9 protein-coding genes and 1 pseudogene are annotated in these 15,246 nt (G+C 66.0%); 8 read left to right on the top strand and 2 right to left on the bottom strand.

What is annotated here, in order from left to right; translation table 11 throughout:
• The first annotated feature begins 2 nt into the window (after positions 1-2).
• The 3 genes from N0B28_RS12940 (at position 3) to nahK (ending at position 5,145) form a co-directional block, all read left to right on the top strand.
• Positions 3-1,184 (top strand): porin, encoded by a 1,182-nt coding sequence (locus N0B28_RS12940; RefSeq protein ID WP_043860154.1) that lies wholly within the window; start codon positions 3-5, stop codon positions 1,182-1,184.
• A 219-nt stretch (positions 1,185-1,403) separates the two neighbouring features.
• Positions 1,404-2,567, top strand: a complete 1,164-nt coding sequence (nosP, locus tag N0B28_RS12935; protein ID WP_058540175.1) for a nitric oxide-sensing protein NosP — start codon at positions 1,404-1,406, stop codon at positions 2,565-2,567.
• A complete protein-coding gene (gene nahK / locus N0B28_RS12930) occupies positions 2,497-5,145 on the top strand; it encodes a hybrid sensor histidine kinase/response regulator NahK/ErcS' (protein ID WP_078481000.1) in 2,649 nt (882 codons plus the stop codon). The genes nosP and nahK overlap by 71 nt, the downstream gene beginning before the upstream one ends.
• Here the strand turns inward: nahK and N0B28_RS12925 are convergent.
• Together N0B28_RS12925 and N0B28_RS12920 are read right to left on the bottom strand one after the other, a co-directional pair.
• Positions 5,123-6,130 carry an aldo/keto reductase gene (locus tag N0B28_RS12925; RefSeq protein ID WP_043862758.1) on the bottom strand — a complete coding sequence of 336 codons (1,008 nt, stop codon included), beginning with the start codon at positions 6,128-6,130 and terminating at the stop codon, positions 5,123-5,125. The two genes, nahK and N0B28_RS12925, sit on opposite strands and share 23 nt — an antisense overlap.
• Before the next feature lie 135 nt (positions 6,131-6,265).
• Positions 6,266-7,569 (bottom strand): annotated as a pseudogene (locus N0B28_RS12920) (MFS transporter).
• A gap of 160 nt (positions 7,570-7,729) precedes the next feature.
• Between N0B28_RS12920 and N0B28_RS12915 the strand changes: the two are divergent.
• The 5 genes from N0B28_RS12915 to N0B28_RS12895 all read left to right on the top strand — a co-directional run bounded on the left by N0B28_RS12915 (position 7,730) and on the right by N0B28_RS12895 (position 15,231).
• Positions 7,730-8,830 carry a sugar diacid recognition domain-containing protein gene (locus N0B28_RS12915; RefSeq protein ID WP_258662855.1) on the top strand — a complete coding sequence of 367 codons (1,101 nt, stop codon included), beginning with the start codon at positions 7,730-7,732 and terminating at the stop codon, positions 8,828-8,830.
• Positions 8,831-8,964: 134 nt separating this feature from the next.
• Positions 8,965-10,104: a glycerate kinase gene (locus N0B28_RS12910; RefSeq protein ID WP_054914526.1), complete on the top strand. Its 1,140-nt coding sequence runs from the start codon at positions 8,965-8,967 to the stop codon at positions 10,102-10,104.
• A gap of 297 nt (positions 10,105-10,401) precedes the next feature.
• Positions 10,402-12,531: a TonB-dependent receptor gene (locus tag N0B28_RS12905; protein WP_229590261.1), complete on the top strand. Its 2,130-nt coding sequence runs from the start codon at positions 10,402-10,404 to the stop codon at positions 12,529-12,531.
• 55 nt (positions 12,532-12,586) lie between these two features.
• Entirely contained in the window at positions 12,587-14,302 is a 1,716-nt protein-coding gene (locus N0B28_RS12900; protein WP_275732022.1) for an ABC transporter substrate-binding protein, read from the top strand.
• Entirely contained in the window at positions 14,299-15,231 is a 933-nt protein-coding gene (locus tag N0B28_RS12895) for an ABC transporter permease (protein WP_054914524.1), read from the top strand. Before N0B28_RS12900 ends, N0B28_RS12895 begins: the two co-directional genes overlap by 4 nt.
• The last annotated feature ends 15 nt before the right edge of the window (positions 15,232-15,246 follow it).

Raw genomic sequence — 15,246 nt, 5'->3', positions numbered from 1 at the left:
TCATGCACAACAATAAGAATGCCCATACACGTTTCCTGCCCTTGGTGGCGAGCCTTGCCGCGCTGGGCCTGACCCCGCTGGCCCAGGCCGAGATCATGCTGTACGACAAGGACGACACGACCTTTTCCACCGACGGCTACATCAACGCCTTCTACGTCAACAGCAAGGTCGACCGTGACGGCGAGCAGTTCGACCGTCGCCAGTCCCGGGTCAAGATGGGCTTTCTGCCCAACTACCTGGGTTTCAACATGACCCGTCAGATCGACGACCTCAAGCTGGGCGGGCGCGCTTCGTTCTGGGTCACCATCAACGACAGTGAAACCAACGGCACCGACACGGCCATCGACGTGCGTCAGTTCTACGGCACCGTGACCAATTCGGAGTGGGGCGAAGTACTGATCGGCAAGGACTTCGGCCTGTTCGCCCGTTCCAACATCCTGCTCGACGAGTTGCTGGCCGGCTATGGCCAGGTCAGTGACACCCTCGGCCTGGTGGACGGTGGCGGCGTATCGTTCGGCAACATCGGCACCGGCTACCCGTACCCGTTCCCCACTGCGCAGATCACCTACCGCACCCCGGTGATGGATGGCCTGCGCATCGCCGTGGGCATCATGGACCCGGTCGATACCAACGATGACAGTGCGGTGGGCAAGGCCTACCAGAAGAATCCGCGCACCGAGAGCGAGATCACCTACCAGTTCGACCTGGGGGGCGCCAAGATCTACAGCTGGATCAACGGTGGCTACCAGACCTCGGACAACACCGACCACAACGTCGACTCGGTGACCTCCAAGGGCCTGGGCTATGGCGTACAGGCCAAGATGGGCGCCTTCTCGCTGACCGGTTCCGGCTTCACCGCCAAGGGCATCAACCCGTTCTTCACCAACAACGCCGGGGAAGCCACCTTGCGCGAGGTCGACAGCAAGGGCTACCTGATGCAGGGCTCGTACAAGTTCGGCAAGAACCGCCTGGCGTTGTCGTACGGCAAGACCAAGGACGACGGCAACGGCGCGGTCAACACCGGCGCCGACTACGAGACCCGCGGCATCGCGCTGTTCCGCGACATCAATGCCAACCTCACCCTGGTAGCCGAATACAACCAGTTCGAAATCCGCGGGCATGAGGGCAGCAGCCAGAACGAAGACACCGATACGCTGGCCCTGGGTGCCGTGCTGACCTGGTAAACCGCGTCGCCCCCTTCGCTGGCAAGCCGGCGCCCACAGCGATGCCACTGTTCTTCACGTCAGTGGCAAACCTGTGGGCGCCGGCGTTCCAGCGAAAGGGCCCCCCCCTTGCAAACCTACAACCAATGCCACCCCCACCCACTACCCAAGTAGCATTCGACCCCCTCCAGCCCCTTCGTACACTGGGCCCATCCGTTAAAGCCCCCGCCGGAGGCCGTCATGCACCAACCCCCCGCCGAGGGCATTGTCAGTGCCGTCTCGCGCGCCAGTGTCGCCGAAGAGGCCGCACAGGACCTGGCCCGTCAGCTGCTGCACCCGCACCTGGGCTTCGTGCTGTTCTTCTGCTCCGCCGAATACGACCTGCCAGCCCTGGCCCACTCGCTGCAACAGAGCCTGGGCGGCATCCGCCTGGCAGGCTGCACCAGCGCCGGCGAAATCACCCCCGAAGGCTACGGCCGCGGCTGCATCACCGCGCTGGGCTTCGATTACCGGATGTTCTCGATTGCCGCCGAACTCATCGCCCCCATGCAGTACTTCAGCCTGATCGACGCGCAGCAGATGGTCGAGCGCCTGGTGGGCGACTGTCGCAGCAACACCCTGGCCCCGATCAAGGGCCACAGCTTCGCCCTGACCCTGCTCGACGGGCTGTCCAGCCGTGAGGAAACCGTGCTTGCCGCCCTCAGTGCCGCCCTGGGCGACATCCCGCATTTCGGCGGCTCGGCCGGCGACGACAACTACCTGCACCACACCCATGTGTACTTCGACGGCGCCTTCCACAGCAGCGCTGCCGTGGTGCTGCTGGTCAATACCTGCCTGGATTTCGAGGTGTTCACCACCCACCACATCCAGCCGCGTCAGGAAAAGCTCGTGGTCACCCGCGCCGACAGTACCCTGCGCCGGGTCTACGAGCTCAATGCCGAACCCGCCGCGCAGGAATACGCCGCGCTGATCGGCGTGCCCCCCGAACAGCTCGACCACCGCACCTTCGCCGCCCACCCGCTGGCGGTGCGCATCAACGAGCGCTACTACGTGCGGGCCATCCAGCAGGTGCACGACGACGGCAGCCTGAGTTTCTACTGCGCGGTGGAGAACGGCATCGTGCTCACCGCCATGCGCCCCGGGCCCCTGCTGCCCAACCTGAGCGCGTTGTTCGACGGCTTGCGCGAACGCCTCGGGCCGTTGCTGCTGACCATCGGCTGCGACTGCTTCCTGCGCCGCCTGGAGCTGGAAGGCAGCGCAGAGTTCGAAGCCGTCGGCGCCTTTTTGCAGCAGCAGCCTGTGGTGGGGTTCAACTCCTATGGAGAACAGTTCAATGGCATGCACATCAACCAGACGTTCACCGGCGTCGCCATTGGCCAGCCCCGTGCACGCCGTGGACATTGACCAGGCCGCGCTGATCGCCCGCTTGCAGCATGAAAACCGCAAGCTCAGCCGTATCAACGCCGCCCTGATCGAACGCCAGGAATCGGGCGCCGCGCGCCCGGACGACTCCTATGCGGCGTTCCAGCACTCGGTGGTGCTGGCCGAGCAGGTGCGCGAGCGCACCGATGCGCTGAACCAGGCCATGGCCGAACTCAAGGCCAGCAACCACCTGCTCAGCGATGCGCGGCTGCGCGCCGAAACCGCGCACCAGTACCTGGTGGACGCCATCGAAAGCATTTCCGACGCCTTCGTGCTGTTCGACCCGCAGCAGCGCATCGTGCTGTTCAACCAGCGCTTCAAGGCGTTCTGGGCCAACAGCCGCATCCGCATCATCGGCGGCATGCGTCTGGCCGAGATCAAGCGGCTGATGCAGAGCACCGGGCTGTTCTGCGAAGAACAACGCGGCCCCAGCGCCGAGCACATGGTGTACCGCCTGCAGGGCGGGCGCTGGCTGCAGGTCAGCGAGCGCCCGACCCAGGGCGGCGGCTGCGTGATGCTGTTCACCGACATCACCCAGATCAAGCTCAGCGAAACCCAGCGCCGCGAACAGGCCGTGGCGCAGAAGTCGCACCTGCTGCAGCGTGCGGTCGACAACCTGTCCCAGGGCGTGGCCATGGTCAATGCCGACGGCGTGCTGGAGTTGTGGAACCGGCGCTTCCTGGAACTCAGCGGGCTGGCCCCGATTGCCGCCCATCGCGACTTTGCCGAGGTGATCGCCGACAGCGAGCTGGCCTTGCTCACCCCGGCCAGCACCGATGCCAACGGGCGCAGCATCCATGAACTGGAGCAGCGCCTGTTCGACGGGCGCATGCTCGAAATCCGTACCCATCCGCTGCCGGCCGGCGGTTTCGTCAACACCTTCACCGACATCACCGAGCGCTATCAGCATGCCGAGGCGCTGAGCGAGAGCGAGCGCTGGATCCGCCTGATCACCGACCATGTGCCGGCGCTGATCGCCTACCTCAACGCCGACCTGGTCTACGAGTTCACCAACAAGGTGTACGAGCAGTGGTACTGCTGGCCGCGCGGGGTAATGCTCGGCCAGAGCCTGCGCGAGGTGCACAGCGCCGAGCATTACCAGCGCCTGGAGAGCTACGTGGAGCGGGCACTGTCGGGCGAGAGCGTGACGTTCGAGTTCGCCGAAACCAACGCCCACGGCCAGGAGCGCTACATGCTGCGTTCCTATGTGCCCAACCAGCTGGCCAGCGGCGAGGTGGTGGGGATCTTCGTGCTGATCCGCGACATCACCGAACGCCGGCGTACCGCCGAAGCCCTGCACCAGGCCTACCAGAACCTGGAGTTGCGGGTGCGCGAGCGCACCGCCGAACTCACCCAGCTCAACCAGCAACTGCTGCGCGAAATCGAAGAGCGGCGCCGCGCCGAAGCGCGCCTGCGCGAGGCCAAGCAGGAGGCCGACCAGGCCAACCTGTCCAAGACCAAGTTCCTTGCCGCGGTCAGCCACGACCTGCTGCAACCGCTCAACGCCGCGCGCCTGTTCACCAGCGCGCTGCAGGAGCAGAACTGTGCAAGCCCGGCGCTGGTGCGCAACGTCAGCAATTCGCTGGATGACGTCGAAAGCCTGCTGGGCACCCTGGTCGACATCTCCAAGCTCGATGCCGGGGTGATCAAGGCCGATGTCGCGACCTTCGCGGTCAGCGACCTGCTCGACAACCTGGCCGCCGAGTACGCCCATGCCGCCGCCAGCGAAGGCTTGCGCATGAGCTACGTGCGCAGCAGCCTGCGGGTGCGCAGCGACATCCAGCTGCTGGCACGCATCCTGCGCAACCTGCTCAGCAATGCCATCCGCTACACCCCGCAGGGGCGCCTGATGCTCGGGTGCCGGCGGCGTGGGCAGCGGGTGTTCATCGAGGTATGGGACACCGGCATCGGCATCGCCCCCGACAAGTGCGCCGAGGTGTTCCAGGAGTTCAAGCGCGGCGACCTGCAGCGTCCCGACCAGGATCGCGGCCTGGGCCTGGGCCTGGCCATCGTCGACAAGATCGCCGGCATTCTCGGCCACCGCGTGCACCTGCGCTCCACGCCGGGCAAGGGCTCGGTGTTCTCCATCGAGGTGCCGCGCAGCAAGCGTGCGCCCCGGCGCGAGCCGCAACCGTCACAGGTCGAGCCGCTGACCGAACGCCTGGACGGCGCACGTATCTGGGTGGTGGACAACGATGCGGCGATCTGCGCGGGCATGCGCAGCCTGCTGGAGCAGTGGGGCTGCTCGGTGGTCACCGCCCTGAGCGAGCAGGACCTGGCCCGCCAGGTGGCACTGGACAGCGAGTGGGCCGACCTGCTGATCGTCGACTATCACCTGGACAACGACCGCAATGGCCTGGAGGCGGTCGGGTCGATCAATACGCAGCGGCACACGCCGTTGCCGGCCCTGATGATCACTGCCAACTACAGCGTGGAGCTCAAGCAGCAGGTGCGCGACCTGGGCCACAGCCTGCTGCACAAACCGGTGCGGCCGATGAAGCTCAAGGCCGCCATCAGCCACCTGATCGGTTGCGAACTCAGCGTGGCTGGCGCCCGCTGACGAAGTGCGCCGCGTCGTTGTAGCCGTGGGTGGAGGCATGCCCGGGGGTAACCAGCGAATCGATGAAGGCTTCGTCTTCGGCGGTGATCTTCACCTGCAGCGCACCGCCATAGGTGTCCCACTGCGCTTCGGTGCGCGGGCCGACGATGGCGGAACTGACGTGCTGGTTGTTGAGCACCCAGGCAATGGCGAACTCGACCATGCCCACGCCCTTGGCCTGGGTATAGGCGTGGATCTTCTGCGCGATGGCCAGTGACTCGCTGCGCCATTCGGTCTCGAGGATGCGCTTGTCCTGGCGCCCGGCGCGGCTGTTGGCGTCCGGGGTGGCGTCGGGGGCGTACTTGCCGCTGAGCACCCCACGCGCCAGCGGGCTGTAGGGCACCACGCCCAGGCCGTGAAAGGCTGCAGCGGTGAACTGCTCGGTTTCGGCCTGGCGGTTGACGATGTTGTACAGCGGCTGGCTGATCACAGGCTTGGGGATACCCAGGCGTTCGGCCAGGTTGCACACCTCGGCGATGCGCCAGCCGCGAAAGTTCGACACGCCCCAGTGACGGATCTTGCCCTGGCGCAGCAGGTCGCCGATGGCTGCCACGCTGACCTCCAGCGGGGTGGCGTGGTCTTCGCGGTGCAGGTAGTAGATGTCCAGGTAATCGGTGCCCAGGCGCGTGAGGCTGGTGTCGATGGCATTGAAGATATGCTTGCGGCTCAGGCCGCTGCGGTTGGGCAGGCCGTCGACCGGGCCGAAGCCGACCTTGGAGGCCAGCACCCAGTCGTGACGGTGGCGGGCGATGGCTTCGCCGACGATTTCTTCGGAGCGGCCGGCGTTGTACACGTCGGCGGTATCGATGAAATTGATGCCCTGGTCCCAGGCCTTGTCGATGATACGCAGCGAGTCTTCGGTGCTGGTCTGCTCGCCGAACATCATGCTGCCCAGGGTGAGGGCGGAAACCTGCAGGCCACTGCGGCCCAGGGGACGGTAGATCATGCTCGAGCATCCTTTTGCGGGAGGGGGTCGAGCTGTTTTACAGGGTTGAAAGCTTCGTCGGCAAGGCCGGCTCCCGCACAATCGTGTGAACGGCCCTCAGGCCCGTAGGAGCCGGCCTTGCCGGCGAAGCGGTCGTCAGCTGGAGCGCGACACCCGCAGCGCCACCAGGCTGCCCACCACGATCAACCCCGCCAGCGAATACAACGCCACGTCGGTCGAGCCGGTCTGGTCCTTGATCCAGCCCACCAGGTACGGGCTGAGGAACCCGCCATCTGGCCCACCGAGTTGATGATCGCCAGGCCCGCCACCGCAGTGCCCGCAGTGAGCAGGGCAGTGGGCATCGGCCAGAACATCGGCAGGCCGGTGAGCGCGCCCATGGTCGCGATGCTCAGGCCCAGAATCGCGATCACCGGGCTGTGGGCGAAGTTGACCGCCATCAGCAGCCCCACCGCGCCCATCAGCATCGGCACCACAAGGTGCCAGCGCCGCTCGTTGCGCAGGTCTGCCGAACGCCCCACCAGCAGCATGAACAGCCCGGCCAGCAGGTACGGGATGGCGCTCAGCCAGCCGATCAGCAGGGCATCGTCGAAACCCATGTTCTTGATGATCGATGGCAGCCAGAAGTTGATCGCATACACGCCGCTCTGGATGCAGAAGTAGATGAAGCCGAAGGTCCAGATCAACGGGTTGGCCAGCACCGACAGCAGGCTGTCGCTGGCGGTTTTCGGCTTGGCCGCCGCGTCAGCGTTCAGGTCGGCCTCAACCGCCTGGCGCTGCGCCGGGGTCAGCCAGCCGGCCTTGGCGTAGCCATCGCTGAGCAGCACGATCGCCAGACAGCCGAGCACCACGGTAGGCACGCCCTGGATCAGGAACATCCATTGCCAGCCGGCCAGGCCGCCCTGGCCGGCGGCGAAGTGGTTGAGAATCCACCCCGAGAACGGCCCGCCCAGCAGCCCCGACACCGGGATCGCCGACATGAACAGCGCCATGATGCGCCCGCGCCGCTGCGCCGGGAACCAACGCGAGAGGTACAGCACGATACCCGGGAAGAACCCCGCTTCGGCGGCGCCGGTGAACAGGCGCAGCACGTAGAACTCCATGGGGGTGGTGACGAACAGCAGGCAGGTCGACAGCGTGCCCCAGGCGATCATCATCAGCGCGATCCAGCGCCGTGGCCCGAAGCGGTTGAGCGCCAGGTTGCTGGGCAGGCCGCACAGCACGTAGCCGATGAAGAAGATGCCGGCACCCAGGCCGTAGATGGTTTCGCTGAACTTCAGCGCGTCGAGCATCTGCAACTTGGCGAAGCCGACGTTGACGCGGTCCAGGTAGTTGAACAGGTAACAGATGAAGATGAACGGGATCAGCCGCAGGGTGATGCGCCGGTACAGCGCGTTGCGGTCGATGTCGTGGCCTTGGTCAGGGGCAGGGCGGTATGACATGATTCTCTCTCTGTTTTTATGTTTATCGCCGCAACTGCGTCGAGGCAGTTGTCATGACGAGTCTGTTTGAGCCAGAGGACGCTGTCTTTGTGCTTTTGCACAGCCTTTGCGCTGCACCGCTGTGCCCTCGACCAACCATTGCGACCACAAGGATCCGCCCATGTTCGAGCTCGACCACGACCTGGCACAGGATATCGTCGACCGTGCGATGGCCATTCTGCCCTACAACGTCAATGTCATGGACAGCCAGGGGCTGATCCTGGGCAGTGGCGAGGCGCAGCGTATCAACACCCGCCACGAAGGCGCGCAACTGGTGCTGGCCAACGCGCGCATCGTCGAGCTCGACGAAGAGGCCGCCAGGTGCCTCAAGGGTGTGCAGCCGGGTGTGAACCTGCCGCTGCTGCTGGACGGGCGCCTGATCGGCGTGCTCGGCATCACCGGCGACCCGCAGCAGGTGCGCACCTACGCCGAACTGGTGCGCATGACCGCCGAGATGCTGCTGGCCCAACGGCACCTGCAAGTGCAGCAGCAGTGGCGCAAGCAGCGCTGCGACGACCTGCTGGCCTTGCTGCTGGGCGGCAACGGCGACGCCACCCGGCTGGTGGACGAGGCTCGGCAACTGGGTCTCAAACCCCAGCTCACGCGTATCCCGTGCCTGTTCGAGCTGGAGGAGGGCCCGGCCGCCGAGCCGCTGGCGGCCTGGCTGATGCTGCGCTACCCCGACAGCTGGTGCGTGAGCCCGGCACGTCAGTCGTTGCTGTGGTGCCGCCCGGCGACGGTGGCGCTGGACGAACAGCGCCTGCTGGACAAGATGCAGGCCCAGGGCTGGACCGTGCAGCGCCTGGCAGTTGCTGGCCCGGCCGAAGGGCTGGACAACCTGCGCCGCGGTTATCGTCGGGTGCGCGACCTGCTTGCCTACGGGCGCGAGGTACTGCCCCGCCAGCGCCTGCTGACCCTGGCGCGCTATCGGCTGCCGGCGCTGTTGTGGCGTCATCGCAACGACGATGCGCTGGACGAACTGCTGCAACCGCTGCAACGGCTGCGTGCCAAGGACAGCAACGGGCAGCTGCTGGCCACCCTGCGGGCCTGGTGCGCCCACGACGGGCAGAGCCAGGCGTGCGCCGAGGCGCTGGGCATTCACCGCAACAGCTTGCGTTACCGACTGGAACGGGTGGCCGAGTTGAGCGGGGTGGACCCGATGCGGCTGGAAGGGATGCTGAGCCTGTACCTGGGGTTGCAGTTGTTGCCCGTGCACAGTTGATTGCCTGTGCGGGCCGCTTGGTCGGTGCATTGTCCAACTGAACAAATAACCCTGCGCCCGCCTGTGCATCCGACCGACGCCCGCCGCCGGCGCAACTGTCAGCATGCAGCTCATCTGGATAAGGAGCACACCGCATGAAAATCGTCATCGCCCCCGACTCGTTCAAGGACAGCCTGAGCGCCGAAGACGTGGCCGCTGCCATCGCCCGGGGGCTGGCCGATGCCTTGCCACAGGCCGAGCTGGTCAGTTGCCCGATGGCCGATGGCGGCGAGGGCACCCTGCAGGCCCTGGTGGCGACCTGCAGCGGCGAACAGCGCAGCCTGCAGGTGCAGGGCCCGCTCGGCACACCGGTACTGGCCCACTGGGGCTGGCTGGCCGACAGCCACACCGCCATCATCGAAATGGCCCAGGCCAGCGGCCTGCAACTGCTCGGCCTCGCGCAGCGCGATGCTTGCCGCAGCAGCACCTATGGCACCGGGCAACTGATCGGCGCGGCGCTGGATGCCGGGGCACAGCGCATCATCCTGGCCATCGGCGGCAGTGCCACCAACGATGCCGGCAGTGGGATGCTGCGAGCGCTGGGGCTGCGGCTGTTCGATGCCCAGGGCGCTGAACTGGCACCGGGCGGCCTGGCCCTGGCGCACCTGGCCCGGCTGGACAGCAGCGGGCTGGACCCGCGCCTGCTCGACGTGCAGGTGGAAGTGGCCGCAGACGTCGACAACCCACTGTGCGGGGCCAATGGTGCCTCGGCGATCTTCGGCCCGCAAAAGGGGGCGAGCCCCGCCCAGGTCGCCTTGCTCGACCATGCACTGGGGCACTTTGCCGACCATTGCGCCGGCCTGCTGGAGGAAGACGTTCGGGCGTTTCCGGGCTGTGGCGCAGCGGGCGGCATGGGCTTTGCGGCCAAGGCCTTCATGGGCGCGCAGTTTCGTGCTGGGGTCGAAGTGGTGGCCGAGCTGGCCGGGCTGGAGGCGGCGGTACGCGGTGCCGACCTGGTGATCACCGGAGAGGGGCGCTTCGATGCGCAGACCCTGCGCGGCAAGACCCCGTTCGGTGTGGCGCGCATAGCCAGGCGTCACGGCGTGCCGGTGGTGGTGATTGCCGGCACCCTGGGCGAGGGCTATCAGGCGCTGTATGAGCATGGCATCGATGCGGCATTTGCGTTGACCAGCGGGCCGATGAGCCTGCAGCAGGCGTGCGAGCAGGCGGCGCCGCTGCTGCGTGACAGGGCGCGGGACATCGCGCGGCTGTGGGCCTTGCACCAGGGTCTGTAACAAGCCCACTACTGCTTCGCCGGCAAGGCCGGCGCCTACAGACAGCGGCCAACCTGTAGGCGCCGGCCTTGCCGGTTATATACATAGATCAGCAACTGGCAACTGTTCGCCTGGCAACACCCTCCCGACACTAGCCCTCGAATACAACACTCGATTACTTGCCGCTTTATAACTAAACCCCTTTAAACAAGGCACTTCGCCAGTTGGCACGCTCGCTGCAATAGTCCCTGTGAGATTGACTATACCAATAGAAACTCGCCTAATTTTAATCAGGTGGGGAGCAAGACCTTGAAACGCGTGCATTGGGCAACTTCGGCAGTATTGCGACATTCATCCCTGTTCGCTGTAAGCAGCGCACTATTAACCTTCATCCCGTTGGCCTCGGCTGCCGACACCGACACCAGCGGCGACAAGCGCCTGGGTACGGTTACCGTGCAGGCCGCCAAACAGAGCCCTGTGCAGGCGGCGCAGAGCAAACTCGACGAGGTCGCCGGCGGTACCAGCCTGGTCACCCAGGCTGAAGTCGAAAAGGGCCGCTCGGCCACCCTGGAAGACACCCTGGCGTACCAGCCCGGCGTCTACGCCCAAGCTGCCGGTGGCAACGATGCCATCAAGATTTCCATTCGCGGCTCCGGCGCCAATACCTCGCCCGGCTATTTTCGCGAAGGCACAAAGTTTCTCTTCGACGGCCTTGCACTGACCGGCGCCGGTGGCACGCCCTATGAACTTCTGGATACCCAGGGCCTGAACTACACCGAAGTACTGCGCGGTGCCAACGCCTTCGAATACGGCGCACTTTCACTGGGGGGCGCGATCAACTTCGTGACCAACTCCGGGCTGACCGCACCGGGCAACCGCATCAAGCTCGAAGGCGGCAGTTTCGGCTGGCAGAAGCAGACCCTGAGCACCGGCGGCGTGGCCGGCAATGCCGACTACTACGTCAGCGTCGACAACGCTCGCCGCGACGGCTACCAGGACTTCACCTTCACCAAGGCCAAGGGGGTGGTCAGCAACTTCGGCTACCGCTTCAACCCCAAGCTCGAAACCCGTCTGTACATCCGCTACCGCGAGGAATACCACGAGAACTCGGGCACCCTGACCCTGGCGCAGCTCAAAAAGAACTCCAAACAGACCAACGCCGCCACCTACGCCACCCGTGGCGACTCCACCAAGCGCGGCTCGACCTGGGTCGGCAGCAAGACCACCTACACCTTCGATGACGATGCCACCCTCGAAGCCGGGCTGGTGTACCACAACTACCCGCAGATCCTCAGCCGCAAGAGCACCGTCAACCCCAACTACTGGGACTGGCGCGACATCAACTACTCGCTCAAGTACAGCCGCACCGACCAGCTGTTCGGCCTGCCCAGCACCACCACCGCGGGCTGGAGCAGCACCCAGCACATCCGTTCCGGCGCACGCACCTACAAGGGCGACAAGGACCTGGGCATTCTGCAGAAGCAGGTCGAGTACGACGGCTCGTTCGACCATGTGTTCACCCTGGGCAACGACCTGGGCCTGACCGACAACCTGTACCTGGCCACCGGCGTGTCGGCGATCGAGATCAAGCGTGACATCAACGTCACCTACAGCGACCGCCCCAACACCAGCGGCCTGCCCAGCCACTACAAGTACGACGAGTGGAAGCTGGCCCCGCGTATCGGCCTGCGCTACTACATCGCCCCGGACGTGCAACTGTTCGCCAACGCCAGCCGCACCATCGACCCGCCAAGCTCCTGGTCCAGCTCCGGCTCCGGGGTCACCAGCAACTATGCCAAGCCACTGGTGCCGCAAGCGGCCAACACCGTGGAGTTCGGTATCAAGGGCAAGTCGGGGATCTTCGACGGCAGCCTGGCGTTCTACAAATCCTGGGTCAAGAACGAGCTGCTCAACGTCGAAGTGCTGCCGGCCACTGCCACCTCTGCTGCGGTGGTGTCCACCTCCAATGCCACGCCCACCATCCACCAGGGCATCGAGGCCGGCCTGAGCACCCGCCTGTGGGAAGGCGCCAACGGTGACAGCCTGACCTGGCGCCAGGCCTACACCCTCAACGACTTCCACTACGAGAACGACCCGCTGTTCAAGAAGAACGAACTGCCGGGCCTGCCCAAGCACGTGTATCAGGGCGAGCTGCAGTACCAGTGGGCCAGCGGTTTCTACGCCGGGGTCAACGTGCGCACCGCCTCCAAGACTTCGGTGGACTACGCCAACAGCTTCTACGCGCCGTCCTACACGCTGTGGGGCGCGCGCCTGGGTTACGACGACCCGGGCAAGACCTGGCAGGTGTACCTGGACCTGAAGAACATCACCGACCAGGACTACGTGACCGCCGTGCTGCCGACCTACAACTCCCAGGGCAGGGACGTCGCGTCGCTGTACCCGGGCGACGGCTTCGGCGCCTTCACCGGCGTGACCTACAACTTCTAAGCCAGCGCGGCCAGCACCGACGTGCACCTGCACGCGGTGCTGGCGGAGGAAGCACATGACCCTGATCACAAGGCTCGCACGCCTGGTCGTACTCGCCAGCGTGGTGGCGCTGGGCGCCTGCAAGCCGGCCAGCGAAGCGCCGCGCAACAGCGTATCGAGCGCCGACGGCGTGCTGCGCGACGGCAGCCTGAGCTACGCCCCCGAGGACTACCGCGAAGCCGCGCCAGGCAAGCCGGGCGGCACGCTGCGCATTTCGACGGCGTCCGACACCACCACCCTGGACGTGCATTCGATTTCCCACGGCAACGTGCAGTGGCTGGGGCGCATCCTGTTCGACTGCCTGCTGTACCAGGACGAGCAGGGCAACATCTCGCCGTGGCTGGCCAAGTCGTGGGACATCTCGCCGGACGGCAAGACCTACACCTTCCACCTGCGCGATGACGTGACCTTCAGCGACGGCGAGAAATTCAACGCCCGCGCCGTGCAGATCAACCTGGAGCACATGCGCGACCCGGCCACCAAGTCGCCGCTGGCCGCCGCGTACATCGCGCCCTACGTGGACGGGCGCATCGTCGACGAGTACACCTTCGAGGCGCACCTGCGCGAACCCTATTCGCCGTTCCTGGACGTGCTGGCGCAGTCCTGGCTGAGCATGATCTCGCCGCGCCAGATCCTCGAGGCGCCCAAGTCCATCGCCGAGCATGCCATCGGTTCGGGGCCCTTCGTGCTGGAAAGCTACACCCGCGACCAGGGCGCCACCTTTGTCAAACGCAAGGGCTACAACTGGGCGCCCCCGGTGACCCGGCACAACGGCGAGGCCTACCTGGACCGCCTGGAACTGAGCATCGTGCCCGAGCCGATGATCCGCTTCAGCGCGCTCGAGTCCGGCCAGTCGGACTTCACCGTGGACGCGCCGGCGCAGAACGCCAGGGCCATTCGCAGCAACCCCGACCTGCAGATGAGCAGCCGCATCCGCAAGGCCAACCCGTTTCGCAGCCTGACCTTCAACGTCGAGCAGTTCCCGTTCCAGGACGTGCAGGTGCGCCGCGCCGTGGCCAAGGCCATCGATCGCGACGGCCTGGCCTGGATCACCGGCTTTGGCGAGTACCAGCCCAAGAGCGATTTCCTGGCCGCCAACACCCGCTACTACGACCCCACGTTCAAGGATGTGCTGGCTTATGACGTGGCCGAGGCCAACCGCATTCTCGACCAGGCCGGCTGGAGCGAACGTGACGCCAGGGGCTACCGGGTCAAGGACGGCCAGCGCCTGTCGGCGCGCCTGCTGATGTACGAGACCGGCGCCTTCCCCGGTAGCGTGGCAGTGGCCATCCAGGCCGACCTCAAGAAGGTCGGTTTCGAGCTGGCCATCGATCTGCTGCCCCTGGCCCAGGTCACCGAGCGTCGCTATGCCAGCAACTTTCAGGCAATCGCCGGCGGCTACTGGCACACCAACACCCCCGACGGGCTGTACATCCTCTACCACAGCAATGCGATCAGCACGCCCAAGCTCATCGGCCAGAACGCCGGGCGTTTTCGCGATGACGCCCTCGATGCGGCGCTGTCGGCGGCGCGCCGTTCCACCGACCCGGTGGAGCTCGCCGCGCTGTACCGCACCGCGCAGCAACGCCTGGTGGAAACCGTGCCGGCCGTACCGGTGTACGAGAGCCATGTGCTGGTGGCCTACCGCAAGGCGGTCAAGGGCGTGATCTTCGATACCTCGCACAACACCCCGTTCTTCACCAGCATATGGCTCGACCAGGAGGCCCGATGAACACCCTGCGCCTGATACTCCGTCGGCTGCTGGCCGGCATCGGCGTGCTCTGGGGCGCGGCGACCCTGACCTTCCTGGCCTTGAACCTGAGCGCCGGCGACCCGGCACTGGCCATCCTCGGCGGGCCGGAGGCGATGCCCAGTGCCGAGCTGATCGCCCAGGTGCGCGCCGAATACGGCCTGGACCAGCCGTTGATCGTGCAGTACGGCCATTACCTGGGGCGCCTGGCCCAGGGCGACCTGGGCGAGTCGTACCGCCTGCGCATCCCGGTGGGGCAGATCATCGCCGGGCAACTGGGCGCCACCGTGCAACTGTCGCTGGCCGCGGCGGTACTGGCGGTGCTGCTGGCCGTGCTGGTCGCGGTGCTCACCGCCAATCGCGCGCCATGGCTGCGCTCGCTGGTGTCGGGCACGGAGCTGGTGCTGTCGTCGGCACCCTCGTTCGTGATCGGCCTGGGCCTGCTGCTGGTGTTCGCATTCGGCTGGCACCTGCTGCCGCCGTCCGGCTCCAGCGGCTGGCAGGCGCTGATACTGCCAAGCGTGGCGCTGGCCTTGCCGGTGGCGGCGGTGCTCAGCCAGGTACTGCGCCAGGAACTGGAAGACATTCTCGAACAACCCTTCATCGCCATGGCGCGCGCCCGCGGCATGTCCGAAACCGGCGTGCGCCTCAAACACGCGCTGCGCCATGCGCTGGTGTCGCTGGTGACCCTGTCCGGCTTCGTATTCGCCAGCCTGCTCGGCGGTGCGGTGGTGATCGAGCTGCTGTTCTCGCGCCAGGGCATCGGCCGGCTGATGCTCGACGCCGCAACATCCAAGGACGTGCCGCTGCTGCTGGGCATCACCCTGCTGGCGGCGGCGATCTACGTGGTCGTGAACTTTCTCGTCGACCTGATCAATCACTGGGTGGACCCGCGTGCCAAGGCCGTGTGATGCCACCCCCAAGCA

This window comes from Pseudomonas sp. SD17-1 (assembly GCF_029201585.1).
GTDB lineage: Bacteria > Pseudomonadota > Gammaproteobacteria > Pseudomonadales > Pseudomonadaceae > Aquipseudomonas > Aquipseudomonas palmensis.
The sequence above is the reverse complement of the archived record's forward strand: the minus strand, read 5'-3'. Positions and strand labels throughout refer to the sequence as shown.